We start from the raw sequence: 17,729 nt of genomic DNA on the forward strand, positions 1-17,729 counted from the left end.
GTTGGCTCTTCGCCGCAGAACGAAAGGTGGGAGGCCGCCCCCGCCGAAACGGAGTTTGGGACTTGCTGGTGAATCTGTCGAGCCACTACGCCATGATGTGCACGCCGCCATCGACGTAGACGGTCTCGCCCGAGAGCCGCCTCGCATAGGGCGTGGCCAGGAACGCGCAGGTGAAGCCCACGTCCATGATGTCGACCAGTTCGCCGAGCGGCGCACGCTGCGCCGCCTCGTTGAGCAGCAGGTCGAAGTCCTTGAGGCCGGAGGCGGCGCGGGTCTTCAGCGGCCCCGGCGAGACGGGGTGCACGCGGATGCCCTTCGGGCCCAGTTCGTAGGCCAGGTAGCGCGCCGATGCCTCCAGCGCCGCCTTCACCGGCCCCATCACGTTGTAGTTCGAAACGACCTTGTTGGCGCCGTAGTAGCTCATCGCGATCATCGTTCCGCCGTCCTTCATCAGCGGCGCCGCCAACCGGGCCATCCGGATGAACGAATGGCAGGACACATCCATCGCCTTCGCGAAGCCTTCCGCCGAACAGTCCAGCAGGCCGCCCTGCAGGTCGTCCTTGGGCGCCCACGCGATGGAGTGCACGAGCGCGTCGAGCCGGCCCCACTCCTTCTCGATCCGGGCGAACACGGCTTCGAGCTCGCCCGGTTGCGAGACGTCGAGCGGCATGAAGATCGGTGCCTCCAGCTGCCGCGCGAGCGGTTCCACGTAGCCCTTCGATTTCTCGTTGAGGTAGGTGATGGCCAGGTCTGCGCCGAGCTCGTGAAACGCCTTGGCGCAGCCATAGGCGATCGAATGCTCGTTGGCAATGCCGCAGACCAGCACCTTGGCGCCGTTCAGGATCGGGCGAGGGATCTCGATGCTCACGATGAGGCTCCTTGCGTATTCGGTGAATGGGTCTCTATTCCGACGGCTGGCACGCGATCTTGCAGGTATGGCGCGCGATCATCAACTCTTCGTTGGTGGGTATCACCCACACCGAGACCTTGCTGCCCGCTGCGCTGAGCCGCGGCCCGCCCGACCTGGGGTAGGTCGGGAACGAGCTTCACAACGACCTCGAAGGGCTTTGCCGCTGGACGAGCCGGCGTTGAGAACGAGGATCACATCGGCCATGCGGTCACCCCACGGCCTTGGCGGCCTCGCGACGGGCCTTGGCGACCAGCACCGCGACCGCGCAAGAGGCGAGCCGGGTCAGGACCGAATCGGCCCGGCTGGTCAGGATGATCGGCACCCGCGCGCCGAGCACGATGCCCGCGGCATCGGCCCCCGCCAGGAAGGACAGGCTCTTGGCGAGCATGTTGCCGGCTTCGAGGTCGGGCACCAGCAGCACGTTGGCACCGCCCGCCACCGGCGAATCGATCTTCTTGATCTTCGCGGCTTCGAGGTTGATGGCGTTGTCCAATGCCAGCGGACCATCGACGAGCGCGCCCGTGATCTGGTGGCGGTCCACCATCTTGCACAGTGCCGCGGCCTCGACGGTGGACGGCACCTTCGGATTGACGGTCTCCATCGCCGAGAGAATGGCCACTCGCACTTGCGGCACCCCCATCGCGTGCGCGAGATCGATCGCGTTCTGCAGGATATCGGCCTTGGCCTCCAGCGTGGGCGCGATGTTGACCGCCGCGTCGGTGATGATCAAGGCATCTTCGTGTCCCGGCACGTCCATCACGAAGCAGTGGCTGACGCGCCGCGCGGTGCGCAGGCCGGTGTCGCGCCTGACCACGGCGGCCATCAGCTCGTCGGTGTGCAGGCTGCCCTTCATCAGCGCCTCGGCCTTGCCCTCGCGCACCAGCTGCACGGCCATGGCCGCGGCCGCCTCGCTGTGGGGCGCGTCGACGATCTGGACGCCGGTCAGATCGATCCCGCCCGAGGCGGCGACTGCCAGGATCCGCTCGTGCGGGCCGACAAGGGTCGGCACGATCAGGCCGAGCCGGGCCGCCTCCATCGCCCCCTCCAGCGAAGATGCATCGCACGGGTGCACCACGGCCGTCGGCGTGGGCGCGATCGACTTGCAGGCGTCGATCAGGCGTTGGTACTTTTCGTGTTTCGCAGTCATGTCACTCCTTCGCGTTCGCCTGCGGCATGGTCCTGCGACGCGCAGGCCTGGCCCGGACGGCCAGGGCCTGGCGGATGCGGCCTCACGAACAAGGACAGCAATGGCGGCTTCGGCGCGCCCGACGGCCCGACCATGTGAATCCTTCGGAATGACAACGTGATGACAAGGGTTGCCGGCGGCAGGGTCGGGACGGGCAGCAGCTTCACGCGTGCATCAGCGCCCAGAGCAGCAGGCTGTGGGTGACCGGGTCGACCATCTGCGTGACCTGCTTGAGCCATTCGGGCGCGAAGTCGTGGCCAACCGTCGTCCGAAGATCAGCCAGGAATCCTCCGATCTTGGCTCTCGCCGCTGCTGGAGCGGCAGCGTGCACTAGCCTCGCGGCTGAAGTCGATAGTCAACTTGGGCCTTTGCGCACTCTGCATTCGCGATAGGGAGGCAATGCATATGGATTCCAGGCATTTCAAGGAACATGATTTCGATGAATATCGCACCTGGTTCGACGATCCTTGGCTGAACAAACAACTCGGCCCCATGGATGACAAGTGGTTGCGCCATGTGTTGACTGATACCGCCAGTCATCAGTTCAGCTTTCTCGCAGACGGGGAATTGGTCGCCGTGGCTGGCCTCTGTTCGCCGACGCCGGAGCATCCCTTCCATGTGATCACCGACATAGCCGTCAAGCCGGGACTGCAGCGACAAGGCATCGGGTTGCAGGTGGTCGATGCCCTTCTTCGGAATTCGCTCTTCGCCGGCGTCTCCTGCTGGCGAGCTTGCGTGATGCGGGACAACGAACTTGCCAGACGCTTCTTCGAACGCATGCGCTGGCGCTGCATCGCGGCGCCGACCGAGGCAGACAGCATGTACACCTTCGAATTTCGCCGCGACGGGGCGGGCGCCTGATCGGAGTTCGCCAGCTGGCGCCCGGCTGCGGGACAGCACCGCCATGCCGCCCAAGGCACATTCAACTTGGCTTTCGTCGCCGGCTGTGAGCACGCGACGCCGCTTCACGGCGCAGTCCTGTCACCCCGCAGAGCGCCCCGCGCAAGATGTCTATGACGCGGATCGCAGTTGTCGACTCGGGCTATTGCTTTCGAGCAGGCCCGAAACCGAAGTCGTCAAACGCCGTGACGCTGTCTGCCTTCGTCCAGACGCCAACCGCACCTGGGCCTTCGATGTGCGCATCCTCGAAGTCGATGGTGGCCCTGCCGTCGAGCAGTACTGCGATGCGTTTTCCGACGAACTCCACGCGCAACAAGTGCCACGTACCCGCCGACACCGGCGCATCCACGTACTTGAGCGTCTTGCGCACGCCGCCCTCGGTGTAGTAAAGCGAGACATTGTTTTCCAGCGCATTGGCGCGCGCCACGTAGTAGTTGTTGCCATCCTTCCAGCGCCAGACGACACCGCCGGCCTGGTCCTCGCGGCCCTTGATCGGTTTGAACTTCACTTCGACAAAGCCATCGGCGATGGCCGCCTCGGCGCGAACGCACCAGGGGAAGGTACCGGATCCCGACTGCAGCAGTACGTTGGGCAGACTCGGCGCGCCGGGGTCTGCCTCGATCGTCCATCTCGGATTGCCGCGCCCCGTGACGCCGCAGGTCCAGCCGGCGGGTGGACTGCCGACCGCATCTGTGTCGAAGCCCACGGTCTGCGCGAAGGGCGAGCCGGCCGCGAGCAAAGTTGCAGCGACCACCATGCTTCGCTTCATGACGGCCTCACGTCTTGGCTGCACCGCTCGCCGTGAGGCGCGCGGCAACCTTCTCCCACTGAACGTTCTGGAAGAAGGCGTCGATGTACTTCGCCGCCGCCGCGCCAAAGTCCATCTGATAGGCGTGCTCGTACATGTCCATCACCAGGATCGGCGTGGTGGCCGCCGGGCCGTGCGCGTGGTCGGCCATCCAGTAGTTTTCGAGTTGCCTCGTGTGCTGGTTGAAGCCCAGCACCACCCAGCCCGATCCACCGCCCAGGCCGGCCCCGATGCGACGGAACTCGGTCTCCCAGACGTCGAAGCTGCCAAAGGCCTTCGCGATCACCTGGCGTTCTGACGCGCCCGCGCTGCCATTGCCGCCGAGGTTGTCGAAATAATCCTCGTGCAAGACGACGGAGCCCGTGCGCAGCAGATGCTCGCGCTTGAGGTCGTTGTAGACGTAAGGAGGCAGGTCTTTGTCGGCCAGCGCTTCGCCGAGGCGCTTCTTCACCACGGCCAAGGCCTTTACGGAACCTCCGTAGTTGTTTTCCCAATGTGAGCGCATCAACCGCTCTGACAAATTGCTCAGTTTCGCGGGATCGAACGGCAAGGGCTTCAAGGCGTCGCTGCTCTGAAAAGCTGGGGCATTGCTCATGGACATCTCCTTCGAAGGGGCGGTTTCGGCGCTGGCGGTGCCCGACAGGGCGAGAACTCCCGCGCTTGCGGCGGCCGTCGTGACGAAATCTCGGCGTGTGGGCTTTGCTTCACGATTCATCTGAATCTCCGTCCGAGCTGTGTGCTCGATGGGTTTCGCGGTCACGTGCTTGCCTGAGTCCGGTGCGATTGGCACCAGGCGTACGGCGCGTCGTACATCACGAGACCGTGCCGCAGAATCTCGTGATCGTTTGCGAACGTGTGCGACAACCCCAGAGAAATGGCATAGCCCTGCCGATTCGGTTCATCTTTCCCTCGTCCTCTTCAAGCTTTGGCGCGAGCAGCTTCGCGTTCGAAGTGCGAATACAGCGAATCCAGCACGCTGCCGATCTCAGCGAGCAAGGCATCGTCGTCGGGCAGGCGCTCGCGCGCACCGGCGAGCACCGCTTCGAACCCGGCGCCTTCCGCGACCGAGCCGGCGCCCATGTCGAGCGAGCGCACCATCGCGCCCATGCGCATCAGCGCAGGGTCACCTTCGAGCCCGAAGCTCGCCAGCAAGGTTTCGAAGGTGACCCGTTCTCCGACGTGCGTGAAGGCGGCGCCGTCAAAGTCGAAGCCGAGCGCCGAGCGCGGGCAGTCGCTCGTCTTGGCCAGCCACTGGAAACGCGCGTCCGAATCGATGAATCGGCGGATCAGCCATGCGCTGGCCACGCGATCGACCCACAACCGCCGGCGAGTCGCCCACACCCGGCCTTGGTAGTCAGCAATGCTCAGGCGCGGGATCTGGCCTTCGGTTTCGTGCGGTTCGTCCGGCGACAGTACGCCATCGATGCGCCGGTTGAAGTCGATCCACGCGGCCTCGGCTTCGAGGCTCGCTTCGCCGGGGAAGAAGTCGGTGGCGACGAGTGCTTCATAGTCTCGGCGCAGCTTTTTTTGCAGGCGCGTCAGTTCTGCAACGCCCTGCGAGGGCAAGCCAGCCGCAGCGTCCTTCCAGCCCTTGATGAGCGTTGCGTATTCGGTGCTGCGATCGAAGAGCTGCGGGTAGGCACCGGCGTCGGCAATATTGGCCGGCGCGACCGCCATCAGCCAGGCGCTGCCTCCTTCGCGCATGCATTCATCCGCGAGTTCTTGCAGCGCATTCCGGCGCGATCCGTCCTCGGGCAGCAGATAGGCACCATCCCGCAGCGCTACACACCCCATCGCCTTGAGAGCCCGCCAGATCCGCATGCGCGCCGTCGCGCCCTGCGTCGGCAGCGAGACGATCAGCAATAACCACTTGGCAGTATCGGGGCAAGCATCGAGGCGAGACATGTAGCGAATAATACATACGTGTCTCTATCTCTACAAACAGAATCCATCCTGCAAGTACGTCGATGAAATCAGCACCCTTGCCTCGTCGTCTTCGTGGGTTCGGATTTCTGCTGCCATCGGGGGTCGATGCCGGCGCCGTTTCCATCCTCGTGGCACGGGGGCTGCGCGCCTTCGGTGACGGTTACATGGCCGTGCTGCTGCCGGCCTATCTGCTTTCGATCGGACTTGGCACGCTGGAGGTCGGCATCGTCAGTACTGCGACGATGCTGGGCTCGGCGCTGGCCACTCTCGCGGTCGGCGCCTGGGGATACCGCTTCGCCGGCGGGAACCTCCTGCGCGGCGCGGCCCTGTTGATGGCCGCCACGGGCCTGGGCTTCGCGAGCGTGTCGTCGTTCTGGCCTCTGCTGATCGTCGCACTCGTGGGCACGCTCAACCCCAGCTCGGGCGACGTGAGCGTCTTCCTGCCGTTGGAGCACGCCCGCCTGGCTGGAGCAGCACAAGGCCATGCCCGAACCGCCCTGTTCGCACGCTACAGCCTGCTGGGCGCCCTGTGCGCGGCGCTGGGAGCATTGGCAGCTGCGGTGCCGGACTGGCTGGTTCGGCACAGCGAACTGGCGCGCGCGGACGCGCTGCGGGGCATGTTCCTGGTCTACGCCGCGATCGGCCTGGCTGTTCTCTGGCTCTATCGAAATCTTCCGGCGCAGGCAGGAGCGAATGGCGGGTCCAGTGTGCCTGCCGCGCCGGCACCTCTGGGCCCTTCGCGCGGTGTGGTCGTGCGACTGGCGGCCCTCTTCAGCGTCGATGCCTTCGCCGGCGGGCTGACGGTCAACGCGTTGATGTCGTTGTGGCTGCTGGAGCGCTACGGCCTCTCGCTGACGCAGGCCGGAACGTTCTTCTTCTGGACCGGGTTGCTCAGCGCCGCCTCCCAGTTGGCTGCGCCGGTGGTCGCCAAGCGCATCGGGCTGCTGAACACCATGGTTTTCACGCACCTGCCCGCGAATATCTGCCTGGTGCTGGCCGCCCTGGCACCCAGCCTGCCGATCGCGCTGGGATTGCTCATGATCCGCAGCGCCTTGTCGTCGATGGACGTGCCCACGCGCACGGCCTATGTGATGGCCGTGGTCACCCCCGCCGAGCGCAGCGCAGCCGCGAGCTTCACGGCCGTGCCTCGCAGCTTGGCAGCGGCGATCAGCCCGACATTGAGCGGGGCGATGTTCGCTGCCGGTTGGATCTCGCTGCCGCTCATCGTGTGCGGCTTGCTCAAGATCACCTACGACCTGACACTGTGGCGCGCTATGCGCCGCAGTCGGCTCGACGGACAGTGAGCATTCCTACCGTCAAAGGGCCCGCCGCTCACGGCGTCGCCGGGGAGTGCATGGCGTGGCGTGCTGACAAGAGGGTCGACCGAGTTGATCATCCTGGTCGGGCTCTATGTCGGGTATCGCGCGCGGACCTCATTGAACGCAGCCGGGGCGATCCAGTGTCGCGCGTCATCCGGGTTTGGGAAGGGCGCGGTTGACCTACCGGCATGTCTGTACCTGCAAGGTCAAGCGACGACTTCGGTTTGCGGGCGAGTTTCGAACGCTCCTAGTGGCAGTGACGCCCACCGCTCTTGTGGTCGGTGTGGCAACCGGCCCTGTCCGTGCCGCCGGAATGCGCAAAAGCTCCAGCGCTCATCATCAATACCGCGATCGCAACAACGAATCTCTTCATGCTTTTCTCCTCGCCCAAAAGTAGGCCCGCAGAGCATCTACGACCGTTCGTGGCAGCCTTCCAAGGGTTTGCCTCTGCGCAGGTGACATTTGTCGCTAAAAGCATGGATTCGTGCGCGCCCTTGCGCACCTTGTGCGGCAGGCGGCGGCGGTTCAACGCGCGGGCGCATTCTTCCGCGCCAGTCCCTGGTCTCCAGGATTTTGGCGAACTCGCGGTGCGAGCGGCACGTCGTGCAGCACCTCTTCCATCACTGCACCGCGCTCAGTCCAAGCCATCGCTCCCCACAGTCGATGCGCCGCATGCCCCCTCCTGACAATCCGCCAACAAAGCTGACACTCACGAATTAATTGCACGGGGTTATCCCCGCTTTCTAGGCTTCGAATGCCCCCCTTCAGGAAGACTGATTGCACCGCGAAGAGGGTGCAACCAAGCTACCGACGCTTTCGCAGAAGTGATTGGTGTCATTGGAAGTTGTCTGAAAGGGAGTCAATGAAGAAACTCAACAGTCTGATTGGCGAGGGATTTCTGTGCGCCGCATTTCTGATGGGCGCAGCGGCTCACGCACAGGACATCAAGATCGGTGCAATCTTTCCACTCAGCGGGCCCAACGCCAGCTACGGGGATCTTTTTTCATCCGGTGCGAATCTCGCGGTCGAGCATGTCAATGCCGATCAGATGCTGAAAGGCAAGCTGTCCATCGTCTTTGAAGACAGCCAGGCGTTGCCGCAGCGGGGCGTGATCGCCATGAACAAGCTGGTCAACGTCGACAAGGTTCCCTATGTCTTGAGCGCATTCACGGGTGTCTCCAAGGCCATCTCGGCCATTGGCCAACGCACTCGGACCGTCTCGGTCAATGGCGGCGGCGTGGGCCCTGACCTTGCGGAACTCGGCCCCTACTTCTGGAACGTGATCCCGCTTGCCAACTTCGAGGTGCGCGCCATCGTTCCTCACATGGTCAAGGTCCGAGGTCTCAAGCGGGTCGCGCTGATCTATGTGGACGACCCGTTGGGCCAGTCGGTTCGCAAGGAGCTCGAAGCCGCGCTGCCCGCCAGCGGTGGCACGCTGACCGAGGCGCTGTCGGTACCGGCCTCGCTGCAGCAGTTCGGAGGCATTGCCGCAAAGGTCCGCGAAACCAGGTCCGATGCCATCTATCTGGCGTCCTACGGATCGCAGCAGTACCAGCTCATCAAGCAGCTGCGCGACAACGGTGTCACGCAACCCATTGCCAGCTACTCGTCTTTCTCCGTACCCGAGATCCAGACCTCGCCCGAAGCGAAGGGATCTCTCTACACCAGTCAACACATCGACTGGAATTCGAACGACCCTGCGACCCGGCGGTTCTTCGACGACTACAAGAAGAAATACGGGAAGGCGCCCAGCAGCTACGCGGCCAACTACTACAACGCGGTTCGGCTCTTCGCCCAACTCGCCGCGAACCTGCAAAAACAAGGGAAGCCGCTGAGCGGCGAGAACCTGCAGGCAGGTCGCATGGCCGCCAGGACTTTCGATTTCGTGGGAGGCAAGGTTTCGTTCGAACCCAACGGCACCGTGGCCACGCCGATTCAGATCAACGAAATGGATGGCGTCGGTGTCGGCAAGCAAGTCGAGATCGTGCCGGCGAAATAGCAGCGAGCAGAGCCTCCCGATGTTTCTCCAGCTCTTCGCCAACGGACTTCAGCTCGGGGCGTTGTACGCACTGACCGCGGTCGGCTTCTCGTTGATCTTCGGCTCGACCCGGATCTTCCACTTCGCGCACGGCGCTACCCTCACCATTGCGGGGTACGTCTTCCATTTTCTGTACACCACCGCCGACCTGCACTGGGCGCCAGCCGTCGCCGGATCCACAGCCGCGGCCGTTGTCTTCGGCGTCCTGCTGGACCGCTTGGTGTACGCGCCCATACAGCGACACGAAGGCTCGTTCTTCACGGTCTTCGTGGCCGCGTTCGGCGTGGGGATCGTGGTGCAGAACGTGATCGGCATGATCTTCGGCCGGACCTTCATTTCCGTCGCGACACCGCTGAGTCGTGGCGTCGACATCGGCGCCGGCCTGATCGTGTCGCCGCTGACAGGCCTGTCGATACTCTGCGGCATCGCCTTCTTCGCCGGCCTGCAGTTGTTCCTCATGCGTACCCATGTCGGCATGGCGCTGCGCGCGCTGTCGGACAACCCGGAGTTGGTGCGAGCCTATGGCATGAGCCCGCGCCGGTTGTCGACTATCGTGTTCGCGCTGGGCTCCCTGCTGGTCGTGCCTGCGGCAATCCTCACGGCCGCCTCTTCAGGACTGAACCCGGCGATGGGACATCACCTGATGCTCATCAGCCTCGCAGCCACCATCGTCGGCGGCATCGGGAGCCTGCGCGGCGCCGCCTGTGCAGGCCTCCTGCTCGGATTGGCCGAAAGCCTGGCCCTGTGGCTGTTCGACCCCCAATGGAGCGAGGCCGTGACCTTCATCGTGCTGTTCCTCTTCATCATGTTCCGGCCCTCCGGATTCTTCGGCCGCGCCATCACTTCCTGAGGTCGCACGTGCTCAACTACCTGCTGAATCTGGCCATCCTGGTCTGTATCAACGCGACCCTGGCCATCACGCTGAACTTCATCATGGGGTACGCGGGAATCTTCTCGCTCGCGCACGCGATCTTCTTCGGCGTGGGGGGATACGCCGCCGCCTACTGCGCGCTGCATTTCAGTGCTTCCCTGTGGGTGGCAGTGCCGGTGGCGATGCTCATCGCGGGGGTGTTGTCGCTGGCGCTCGCGTTGCCGGCCCTGCGGGTGCGCGGCGAGTATTTTGTCGCCGCATCGCTCGGACTCCAGGTGCTGGGCGTCACCGTGTTCTCCGAATGGAAGTCGGTCACGGGTGGCATCGGTGGCGTGATCGGCATACCGCCTGCAAGCCTGTTCGGCCGCGAACTCACCGACCCAGCCGAGTTCCTCGCGATGACGGTTGTCGTTCTTGCCCTCATCATCGCCGCGACCAGCACGCTGTTGCGATCGAGTTTCGGACGCAACCTCCAGGCGATCCGGGACAGCGAATCGGCAGCCTACGCCTTTGGAAAGAACGTGGCCGCCATCAAGACGCTGGCGGTTGTCGTGTCGTCGTCCCTGGCCGCGGTGGCGGGCGTGCTGTATGCGTTCTATCTCAGCTTCATCAATGTCGAGAGCTTCACGCTCGACACCTCGGTGCTGCTGATGGCGATGGTGATCATCGGTGGAACCGGAACCGTGCTGGGCCCCATCGTCGGCGCCCTGCTGCTGATGCTGATACCCAGCTTTTCGAGCTACATCTCCTTCCTTCCCCAGACTGAAATCGGTTCGATCCAGCAGATCATCTATGGCGCGGCGATGGTCTTGCTGATGATCTTCAGGCCGGGTGGCATCGTCGGCGCCCACGGAGACAGGAAATGAGCGCGGCTGATGGGAATGTCCTGCTCGAGATTCGCCATCTCCAAAAGAGCTTTGGCGGTCTCCGCGTGACCAACGATGTCAGCCTGGACTTGCGTGCGGGCATCGTCACGACCTTGGTGGGGCCCAACGGCGCGGGCAAGACCACCTTGTTCAATCTCATCACGGGCCACCTGGCGCCCGACGGTGGCGACATTCGATGGAATGGGCAATCCATCATCGGCAGAAAACACTGGCAGATTGCCCGGCTGGGCATTGCGCGTACCTTTCAGGATCTGCGCATGTTCGATCACATGAGCGTCGAAGAAAACGTGCAGGTCGTCATGGAGCGCAGCGCGTGGCTATGGCAACCCGGCGATGCAGCCACTCGCCGCGAACGGAAGAACAGGGTTGGGGCGATTCTCGACAGGGTCGGCCTTCGCGACAAGGCGCAGACGCGCGCCATCAGGCTCTCCTATGCCGAGCGCAAGTTCTTGAGCATGGCGCGCGTCATGGCTTCCGACGCGAAGATCTGGCTGCTCGACGAACCCGCCTCGGGTCTCGACCGCGGCTCCTACGACCGCTTCCTGGAGCTGCTGCGCAGCGAGGTTGCGAAGGGCGTCACGGTCTGCATCATCGAACACAACCTCGACATCGTGGTCGGCATCTCGGACCGCATCGCATTCCTCGACCAGGGGCGTTTGCTGGCGGATGGGGAACCTGCCGCCGTGCTTGCAGATCCGCAACTCGCGGCCATCTACTTTGGCGAACAAACCCCATGACAAGTTCCTTCTGGCAAGCCCAAGGCCTGATCGTCGGCTATGGCGGAAGACCCGTGCTCGACGGTCTTGATTTTGATCTGCGCAAGAACGAAGTGCTGTGCCTGATCGGCCACAACGGCGCCGGCAAGTCGACCTTGCTGAAATCGTTGTTCGGCCTCGTGCCCTGCCAGGCGGGGCGGATGCTGATCGATGGCCGGCTGGTCTCGTCCCCCGAGCCGCGGGCACTGGCGGCCGCAGGCATCTCCCTGATGCCGGAAGGGCGTGGCATCTTTCCGGGGCTCACGGTCGCCGAGACACTGAAGCTCGGAATGTGGGCCGCCGGCGTTCCGAAGAGCCAGCGCGGCGAGCGCCTCGATTGGGTCCTGTCGATCTTGCCAGTGGTGCGCGACTTCTACCACCGTCGGGCCGGCACGCTCTCGGGCGGACAACAGCAAATGGTGTCGATCTGTCGCGCCTTGTTGAGTCGGCCGCGCTGCCTGCTGATGGACGAGCCCTCCATCGGTCTGGCGCCCAAACTTTTTCAGGACCTGATGCGCCCCATTCGCCAGTTGCAACAGCAAACAGGCATGTCGATCCTGTTGGTGGAACAGAACGTCAAGGAAGCGCTCAAGATTTCGGATCGCGTCATCGTCATGAAGTCCGGTGCCATCATCCGCGAGGCACATCCGGAAGAACTGACCGACCACGCCAAATTGATGGAGCTGTACTGAGATGCCCCCATTGCTGACATTTTCGGAACTGCTGGCAAGCCATGTCGCCATGCGGCCGAACGCGATCGCCTTCATCGAGGAAGGTCGGGAGATCCGATTTTCCGGCTTCGACGGCTTGTGCCGCCAAACCGCTTCATGGCTGTCCGCGCAAGGCATCGGCCAAGGAGATCGAATCGCGGTCTGGCTGGTCAATCGCATCGAATGGCTCGCGCTGGTTTTTGCCGCGGCGCGCATCGGTGCGAGTGTGGTGGCGGTCAACACGCGCTACCGCGCCAGCGAGCTCGAGCGCATCCTGCAGAAGTCCGGCGCGCGCATGTTGGTGCTCGAACTCGGCTTCAGAAAGATCGACTTCCCCTTGGTGCTGCGGGACGTCGATCCCGACGCGGTTCGCTCGCTGCAACGCGTTGCCGTTCTGGGGGACGCCGTCGATCTGCCGCCGCTGATTCTCGGCAAACCGACCGTCGCCTTCGACCCTGCGCGGCACAGCAGCGATGCGGCCCCACCCGCCCAGCTCGACCCCGATGCACTGGCCATGCTGTTCACCACCTCGGGGACGACCAGCGGCCCGAAGCTCGTCATGCACACGCAGCGCACCCTCCTGCTGCACAGCCGGCGCGCAGCAGTCGCCTACGGCTTCGACGAACCGGACGCCCGACTGCTGGGCGCCCTGCCCTTTTGCGGCGTGTTCGGTTTCAACGCGGCCATGGCGGCATTTGCCGCCGGCGCGCCCACCTGCCTCATGGATACATTCGACGCCCCGCTTGCCGTCGAGTTGATACGGCGGCATCGGTTGACGCATGTGTTTGGCAGCGACGAAATGTACGCGCGCATCTTCGATCACGTTGCCGACCCTTGCTCACTGCCGTCGATCCGCACGCTCGGATTCAGTTCATTCAGCTATAGCGCCGAGGAGTTCGCGTTGCCGGCCCGGGAGCGGGGCTTTCCGCTGGCCGGCCTGTATGGATCGAGCGAAGTGCAGGCCCTCTTTGCGATGCAGCCGACGACATTGCCGCCCGAGCAACAGATACAAGGCGGGGGCCGTCCGGCTTCCGGCGAGGGTGCACAGATCCGGATCCGTGATGTCGACAGCTCCGAGTTGTTGGCGCCGCAAGCCAGCGGTGAGATTGAAATACGCGCCGACACCCGCTTTGTCGGCTATTTCAACGACGACGAAGCGACCCGAAGCGCCATCGACGCAGAAGGTTTTTTTCGCACGGGGGACATTGGCTACTTGCGTACAGACGGAACATTCGTCTACCAGACGCGAAGGGGCGATGCGATCCGATTGGCAGGGTTCCTCGTCAGTCCGACCGAGATCGAAACGACGTTGGCAGCGTGCCCGGGCGTGGCCGTCGCGCAGGTGGTCGCCGCTCGCATCGATGGCCAGATCCGCTGCGTCGCCTTCGTGCTTGCGCAAGCAGGAACGGCGGTGACCGAAGCCGATGTCATCGCCCACGCGGCGGGCTGCATGGCCGCGTTCAAGGTTCCTGCTCGCGTCTGGGTGGTCGATGAATTTCCGACCACCGAGGGAGCCAACGGGACAAAGATTCAACGCGCTGCGCTGAGGGCGATGGCTGAGGAGCGCCTTGCTGACGCGGCACGGCTTGGTTGACACGTGGCACAGCACCGCCATGTCGCCTCATGCATGGCCTTCGTTGTGCATTCGCGATACGTTGCCCCCTCGCAACGCATCTCCCAGCGATATCTTGTTTGATACGTCGAGCTTCAGGTAGCACTGTTGAAGGTAGCTACGGACCGTCGCCGGGGTAAGCCCGAGTTCACGCGCAATCTCTTTGTGCGAGATGCCTCCTGCGTAGGCGCGCGCCACCATTTCCTCTCGACGCGTAAGCCCAAGGCTCATGCGAAGCTTCAGGCTCACGTGGCAGCCGCCATCTGCGCCGCGGGACACCGACACGTCGAGCGTATGCCCTTGCCATTGCCCTTCGCCGGTCAGAATCAAGCCGTGCAACACCTCGGGTAGCCGCCCCCCGGCCCACTCGGGAAACTCCGCCATCAGCACTTGGCAGAACGCTGGCGAGGCTTGCTCCAACCACGCGTGTTCGTTCACCTTCGCCGACAGTTCACGCCGGTTAGCCAGCTCCCTTTGCAGGGCTGCGCGCCCTTGCTGCTCTTCGGCCAGGAACAGGTGGGGCACCAGCAGTTCGACCAGTGCACGGTCTTCTTCTGTAAATGACGGCAGCGAGTCGTCGCGGTAGATCGAAAAAAAGTGTGAGAGCCCGGTGTCTTCGGCAGGCATCGCCGTCGACAGCGCAGACACGATGCCGTAGCGCGAGTCGAAGCGCTCCGGCGCTTCATTGCCGATGTAGATCTTGGTGACACCGGGATGCTCGCCAATGGCGTGTGCCAGCTCGTCTATATCGGCGATCGAGAGCCACTCATCGGCGAATGCCGCCGGGAGCCGATGAAGGTAGCTCTGAAGCACCAGGGGTGAGCGGCCTCTTAGATGCCCCAGACCCCACCACGCGGCACTCAGGGGCAGATGGGCCTCCAGCATCTCCAAGGCGCCAATGCGAAAGTTCTCGAGGCTCGATTGGCCGGAGAGCTGGTGCCAGGCGAGTAGCAGGGATGACAGGGCTGCGAGTTGCACGTTGTAGTGGGTCCTGCAGCAGCAGTTTGCAAGCCAGCGGCAGGATCACAGTTCGATTCTACGCAGCTGATGCCGGGCCGCCATGCACGCTATTGCCCACTGCATTTGCAGGGTTTCCGCCGCGCCGATTACCTGATGAACTTGCCACCGTGCGGAAGCCCACAGAGCTGGGCGCGCCGACAGCATTTGAAATCAACACAGGAAACAAGCAAGCGATGAAAAATATTGGAGCCCGTGGTGTCGCGACATTTTGCGTTGCGTCGATTGTGGCAATCGGCGCGCTCAGCGCTTGCGGGGGTGGCAACAGCGACACTCGGCCGGCGCTTCCCGCGGCGAAGTCCTCGCTCCCCGACCCGAAGAAGCTCTTCTCCTGGACGACTCAAGAAAAGGTTTTGGGATTCAGTCATAGCGCCGACCTATTCGGTACCGAGCCCTTTCGACACGGGCCGTACGTCCTGCCGCTTCCCTCGGCAAGCAGCGCCCTGCAGACAAGTGCACAGGCCGTTACTTACAAGTACGGGAGCAACGCGGATGGCACGCCAAAGCGTGGCAACACCGTCGATGACTACATGGCTCACAGCCAGGCCACAGGTCTCTTGGTAATCAAAAATGGTGCCATCGTCCTGGAAAAGTACGCCATGGGTGTGGACGCCGCAACGTTGTGGGACGGCAAATCGGTCTCCAAGTCGGTCACCTCCACGTTGATGGGAGTGGCCATCAAGGATGGCTACATCACAAGCCTGGACGAAAAGGTCGACAAGTACATCCCGGAACTCAATGGGTCGGCCTACGAAGGCGTACCCCTTCGCGACATGTTGCGCATGGCATCAGGCGTAGTCTGGGACGAAAACTATCTGAACCCAGATTCAGACGTGGTGGCGCTGTTGACTTGTCAGAACAACAATGCTGACCCCTCGGGATGCCTGCTCAACCATATGAAGACGCTGACGCGTACAGTTGACCCCGTCACTGGAAAGCCCGTCGCACCGGGGGACGTCTTCAACTACAGCACAGGCGAAGCCTACTTGAGTGGCCTGGTTGTTCAACGCGCCACTGGGCAGAGTCTTGCCAAGTACCTCGAACAGAAAATATGGCAGCCGTTTGGCATGGAGGGCGACGGCAACTGGTGGACCACGAACGGTGTATCGTTTGGCGGGGGCGGCTTCAACGCCACGCTGAGGGATTTTGGCCGCTTCGGGCTGTTCATCCTCAATAACGGACTACTGTCCAACGGCACTGCGGTGCTTCCGCACAATTGGGTTCAAGACGCTACAACGTGGACATCGGCATCAGCCTTGTCGTCATATGCGGAAAATGGCCTTTACGGGTACATGTGGTGGTTCAGCCCCGCGTACGATGATGGGGTCCACGATCCTGCGCCCACGTTTGCCGATATTGGCGCCCCGCAGCAAAACACGACCAATCCGGCAGGCGCAGTTCCGGTTCAAGGACGCGCGGCAATCCAAGGCCAGCCAAGCTCAGTGTCCGACTGGACGTTCGCCGCAATTGGAATCTATGGCCAGATGATTGCGATCAACCAGAAAGAGAATCTCGTCGTTGTCCAATGGTCCGTCTGGGACAAGCCCGACCCGACTTGCTGCGATTCATCGGACCCGAAATACGTTGCCGCCAACCCCTACGACGAAGAATCGACGTTCCTGAATGCCATGCTGATTGCTTTGCATTGACGCAGGAATAGCTCTACCGCAGCGCCACAGGCACACCGGGCGCTCCCTGGCTCAGCACAGGAACCATCCGACCATCCAGCGCGCGGAAGTTCGTCAGCAGGCCGACGATTCTTGCTTGAGTCAATATGGGGAGCGGCGCGAAGCCTGTACCGGCCACTGCCTTGTCACCGAGCAGGAACGAGCGGTAGAAGAAGTTGAGCGCGCGGCCGGCCCGTTCTACCGACGCGGGCGAACGCGGCACCAGGATGTAAGTCGCCGTGACGATCGGCCAGACCCCCGCCCCGTCGATGTCGAGCAACGGCGCTGCTTCGAGACTGGTCTTGAAAAGCGCACCGGCGCGACTCGCGGCGCTGAACCCTTCCACGGTCGGCGCGACCCACTCGCCGCGCTTGTTTCGGAGGCTGACCGCGATGAGCCGATCTCGCAGGACGTAGTCGGACGAGATGTAGCCAATAGCGCCCGGGGTTGCCTTGACAGCCTGGGCGAGCTTGCCGGAGCCGTCCACCGCGACAGTCGCGCCGGGCCACTTGGCCAGGTTCCCCTGGCTTTCGATCGATCCGGCAACGGTCGGTGCGGTCTGCTTGAGATAGCGCACAAACACCTCCGTGGTGCCTGATCCGTCGGCACGGACCACGCGCGAGATTCGCAAGTCGGGCAGCGAGAGACCCGGATTCAACGCGCTGATCGCCTTGTCGTTCCAGCGTGAGATCCCGCCCGCAAAAATTCCGGCCAGCACATCCGCGCTCAGTCGCAATGATCCGGATGTCAGCCCCGGCAGGTTCACGACCGGCACCACGCCGCCTACCAGCGTGGGAAATTGGAAAAGCTGGTTTTTCTCGAGATCGGCGGCGCTCAACGGAACATCCGTCGCGCCGAAATCGACGGCGCGAGCAATCATCTGCTTGACGCCCGCCGAGGAGCCGCTGGGCACGTAGGTGAGGGCAATGCCCGTGTCGTGCGAATACTGTTTCGCCCATTCGGCGTACACCTCTGCCGGAAAGGTTGCTCCCGTTCCGGACACGGAGACGGCATCGGCTTGGGCCGCGAGCGGCAGACAGACGAGCGAAATGAGGAGCGCGGAAAGCCTGAGGAGGGACATGGCAACGGTGGCGAAAGGGGCGACGCGTACGAACGTATGAGT

General features: G+C 63.3%; 19 protein-coding genes and 1 pseudogene. 10 read left to right on the top strand and 10 right to left on the bottom strand.

The genetic code is table 11. From position 1 onward, the window contains the following. Nucleotides 1-85: 85 nt before the first annotated feature. The gene (gene fabI / locus AC1D2O_RS20365; protein ID WP_478089172.1) at nt 86-868 is read right to left on the bottom strand and encodes an enoyl-ACP reductase FabI; all 783 of its coding nucleotides are present in this window, start codon (nt 866-868) and stop codon (nt 86-88) included. Nucleotides 869-894: 26 nt separating this feature from the next. On the opposite strand from fabI, the gene AC1D2O_RS20370 reads away from it, so the two are divergent. Further along, nucleotides 895-1,032: a hypothetical protein gene (locus tag AC1D2O_RS20370; protein ID WP_478157798.1), complete on the top strand. Its 138-nt coding sequence runs from the start codon at nt 895-897 to the stop codon at nt 1,030-1,032. 86 nt (nt 1,033-1,118) lie between these two features. On the opposite strand, the gene AC1D2O_RS20375 is transcribed toward AC1D2O_RS20370, so the two are convergent. Together AC1D2O_RS20375 and AC1D2O_RS20380 are read right to left on the bottom strand one after the other, a co-directional pair. Then, nucleotides 1,119-2,057, bottom strand: coding sequence for a phosphate acetyltransferase (locus tag AC1D2O_RS20375; RefSeq protein WP_478089173.1), 939 nt, complete (start codon nt 2,055-2,057; stop codon nt 1,119-1,121). A gap of 202 nt (nt 2,058-2,259) precedes the next feature. Beyond that, the gene (locus tag AC1D2O_RS20380; protein ID WP_478089174.1) at nt 2,260-2,427 is read right to left on the bottom strand and encodes a hypothetical protein; all 168 of its coding nucleotides are present in this window, start codon (nt 2,425-2,427) and stop codon (nt 2,260-2,262) included. 68 nt (nt 2,428-2,495) lie between these two features. Between AC1D2O_RS20380 and AC1D2O_RS20385 the strand changes: the two genes are divergently transcribed. Beyond that, nucleotides 2,496-2,957 carry a GNAT family N-acetyltransferase gene (locus tag AC1D2O_RS20385; RefSeq protein WP_478157799.1) on the top strand — a complete coding sequence of 154 codons (462 nt, stop codon included), beginning with the start codon at nt 2,496-2,498 and terminating at the stop codon, nt 2,955-2,957. A 181-nt stretch (nt 2,958-3,138) separates the two neighbouring features. On the opposite strand, the gene AC1D2O_RS20390 is transcribed toward AC1D2O_RS20385, so the two are convergent. The 4 genes and pseudogenes from AC1D2O_RS20390 to AC1D2O_RS20405 form a co-directional block, all read right to left on the bottom strand. Next, complete coding sequence (locus AC1D2O_RS20390) at nt 3,139-3,753, bottom strand: hypothetical protein (protein ID WP_478157800.1); 615 nt, start codon at nt 3,751-3,753, stop codon at nt 3,139-3,141. Between the two features lie 19 nt (nt 3,754-3,772). After that, the gene (locus AC1D2O_RS20395) at nt 3,773-4,519 is read right to left on the bottom strand and encodes a superoxide dismutase (RefSeq protein WP_478089177.1); all 747 of its coding nucleotides are present in this window, start codon (nt 4,517-4,519) and stop codon (nt 3,773-3,775) included. A 41-nt stretch (nt 4,520-4,560) separates the two neighbouring features. Continuing rightward, nucleotides 4,561-4,686, bottom strand: a pseudogene (locus AC1D2O_RS20400) (chromate resistance protein ChrB domain-containing protein); the annotation flags it as partial. Between the two features lie 36 nt (nt 4,687-4,722). Then, nucleotides 4,723-5,709 (bottom strand): chromate resistance protein ChrB domain-containing protein, encoded by a 987-nt coding sequence (locus AC1D2O_RS20405; protein WP_478089178.1) that lies wholly within the window; start codon nt 5,707-5,709, stop codon nt 4,723-4,725. A gap of 62 nt (nt 5,710-5,771) precedes the next feature. Here AC1D2O_RS20405 and AC1D2O_RS20410 point away from each other — a divergent pair, with 62 nt between their 5' ends. After that, a complete protein-coding gene (locus AC1D2O_RS20410) occupies nt 5,772-7,034 on the top strand; it encodes an MFS transporter (RefSeq protein WP_478089179.1) in 1,263 nt (420 codons plus the stop codon). Between the two features lie 262 nt (nt 7,035-7,296). On the opposite strand, the gene AC1D2O_RS20415 is transcribed toward AC1D2O_RS20410, so the two are convergent. Further along, a complete protein-coding gene (locus tag AC1D2O_RS20415; RefSeq protein WP_478089182.1) occupies nt 7,297-7,527 on the bottom strand; it encodes a YHYH domain-containing protein in 231 nt (76 codons plus the stop codon). A gap of 384 nt (nt 7,528-7,911) precedes the next feature. Between AC1D2O_RS20415 and AC1D2O_RS20420 the strand changes: the two genes are divergently transcribed. The 6 genes from AC1D2O_RS20420 to AC1D2O_RS20445 are packed head-to-tail and all read left to right on the top strand — an operon-like array spanning nt 7,912 to nt 13,904. Then, a complete protein-coding gene (locus AC1D2O_RS20420) occupies nt 7,912-9,048 on the top strand; it encodes an ABC transporter substrate-binding protein (protein WP_478089180.1) in 1,137 nt (378 codons plus the stop codon). A 19-nt stretch (nt 9,049-9,067) separates the two neighbouring features. Further along, nucleotides 9,068-9,937 carry a branched-chain amino acid ABC transporter permease gene (locus AC1D2O_RS20425; RefSeq protein ID WP_478089181.1) on the top strand — a complete coding sequence of 290 codons (870 nt, stop codon included), beginning with the start codon at nt 9,068-9,070 and terminating at the stop codon, nt 9,935-9,937. An 8-nt stretch (nt 9,938-9,945) separates the two neighbouring features. Continuing rightward, on the top strand, nt 9,946-10,824 hold the full coding sequence (locus AC1D2O_RS20430) for a branched-chain amino acid ABC transporter permease (RefSeq protein WP_478157801.1): 879 nt from the start codon (nt 9,946-9,948) through the stop codon (nt 10,822-10,824). Further along, nucleotides 10,821-11,582 (top strand): ABC transporter ATP-binding protein, encoded by a 762-nt coding sequence (locus tag AC1D2O_RS20435; protein WP_478157802.1) that lies wholly within the window; start codon nt 10,821-10,823, stop codon nt 11,580-11,582. Before AC1D2O_RS20430 ends, AC1D2O_RS20435 begins: the two co-directional genes overlap by 4 nt. Then, nucleotides 11,579-12,292 carry an ABC transporter ATP-binding protein gene (locus tag AC1D2O_RS20440; protein ID WP_478157803.1) on the top strand — a complete coding sequence of 238 codons (714 nt, stop codon included), beginning with the start codon at nt 11,579-11,581 and terminating at the stop codon, nt 12,290-12,292. The genes AC1D2O_RS20435 and AC1D2O_RS20440 overlap by 4 nt, the downstream gene beginning before the upstream one ends. 1 nt (nt 12,293) lies before the next feature. Continuing rightward, complete coding sequence (locus AC1D2O_RS20445; RefSeq protein ID WP_477650283.1) at nt 12,294-13,904, top strand: AMP-binding protein; 1,611 nt, start codon at nt 12,294-12,296, stop codon at nt 13,902-13,904. A gap of 27 nt (nt 13,905-13,931) precedes the next feature. Here AC1D2O_RS20445 and AC1D2O_RS20450 read toward each other — a convergent pair whose 3' ends face one another. Continuing rightward, nucleotides 13,932-14,900, bottom strand: a complete 969-nt coding sequence (locus tag AC1D2O_RS20450) for a helix-turn-helix transcriptional regulator (protein WP_477650281.1) — start codon at nt 14,898-14,900, stop codon at nt 13,932-13,934. Nucleotides 14,901-15,049: 149 nt separating this feature from the next. On the opposite strand from AC1D2O_RS20450, the gene AC1D2O_RS20455 reads away from it, so the two are divergent. Continuing rightward, the gene (locus AC1D2O_RS20455) at nt 15,050-16,588 is read left to right on the top strand and encodes a serine hydrolase domain-containing protein (RefSeq protein WP_478157804.1); all 1,539 of its coding nucleotides are present in this window, start codon (nt 15,050-15,052) and stop codon (nt 16,586-16,588) included. A 13-nt stretch (nt 16,589-16,601) separates the two neighbouring features. On the opposite strand, the gene pstS is transcribed toward AC1D2O_RS20455, so the two are convergent. Then, nucleotides 16,602-17,687: a phosphate ABC transporter substrate-binding protein PstS gene (gene pstS / locus AC1D2O_RS20460; protein ID WP_478157805.1), complete on the bottom strand. Its 1,086-nt coding sequence runs from the start codon at nt 17,685-17,687 to the stop codon at nt 16,602-16,604. Between the last annotated feature and the right edge of the window lie 42 nt (nt 17,688-17,729).

The sequence above is a fragment of the Variovorax sp. P1_G12 genome (assembly GCF_056405555.1).

Bases quoted from the DNA above. Each gene is read 5' to 3' on its own strand.
- AC1D2O_RS20370 (WP_478157798.1), top strand. From the start codon at position 895: ATGGGTCTCTATTCCGACGGCTGGCACGCGATCTTGCAGGTATGGCGC.
- AC1D2O_RS20375 (WP_478089173.1), bottom strand. From the start codon at position 2,057: ATGACTGCGAAACACGAAAAGTACCAACGCCTGATCGACGCCTGCAAG.
- AC1D2O_RS20385 (WP_478157799.1), top strand. From the start codon at position 2,496: ATGCATATGGATTCCAGGCATTTCAAGGAACATGATTTCGATGAATAT.
- AC1D2O_RS20390 (WP_478157800.1), bottom strand. From the start codon at position 3,753: ATGGTGGTCGCTGCAACTTTGCTCGCGGCCGGCTCGCCCTTCGCGCAG.
- AC1D2O_RS20395 (WP_478089177.1), bottom strand. From the start codon at position 4,519: ATGAATCGTGAAGCAAAGCCCACACGCCGAGATTTCGTCACGACGGCC.
- AC1D2O_RS20405 (WP_478089178.1), bottom strand. From the start codon at position 5,709: ATGTCTCGCCTCGATGCTTGCCCCGATACTGCCAAGTGGTTATTGCTG.
- AC1D2O_RS20410 (WP_478089179.1), top strand. From the start codon at position 5,772: ATGAAATCAGCACCCTTGCCTCGTCGTCTTCGTGGGTTCGGATTTCTG.
- AC1D2O_RS20415 (WP_478089182.1), bottom strand. From the start codon at position 7,527: ATGCTTTTAGCGACAAATGTCACCTGCGCAGAGGCAAACCCTTGGAAG.
- AC1D2O_RS20420 (WP_478089180.1), top strand. From the start codon at position 7,912: ATGAAGAAACTCAACAGTCTGATTGGCGAGGGATTTCTGTGCGCCGCA.
- AC1D2O_RS20425 (WP_478089181.1), top strand. From the start codon at position 9,068: ATGTTTCTCCAGCTCTTCGCCAACGGACTTCAGCTCGGGGCGTTGTAC.
- AC1D2O_RS20435 (WP_478157802.1), top strand. From the start codon at position 10,821: ATGAGCGCGGCTGATGGGAATGTCCTGCTCGAGATTCGCCATCTCCAA.
- AC1D2O_RS20440 (WP_478157803.1), top strand. From the start codon at position 11,579: ATGACAAGTTCCTTCTGGCAAGCCCAAGGCCTGATCGTCGGCTATGGC.
- AC1D2O_RS20445 (WP_477650283.1), top strand. From the start codon at position 12,294: ATGCCCCCATTGCTGACATTTTCGGAACTGCTGGCAAGCCATGTCGCC.
- pstS (WP_478157805.1), bottom strand. From the start codon at position 17,687: ATGTCCCTCCTCAGGCTTTCCGCGCTCCTCATTTCGCTCGTCTGTCTG.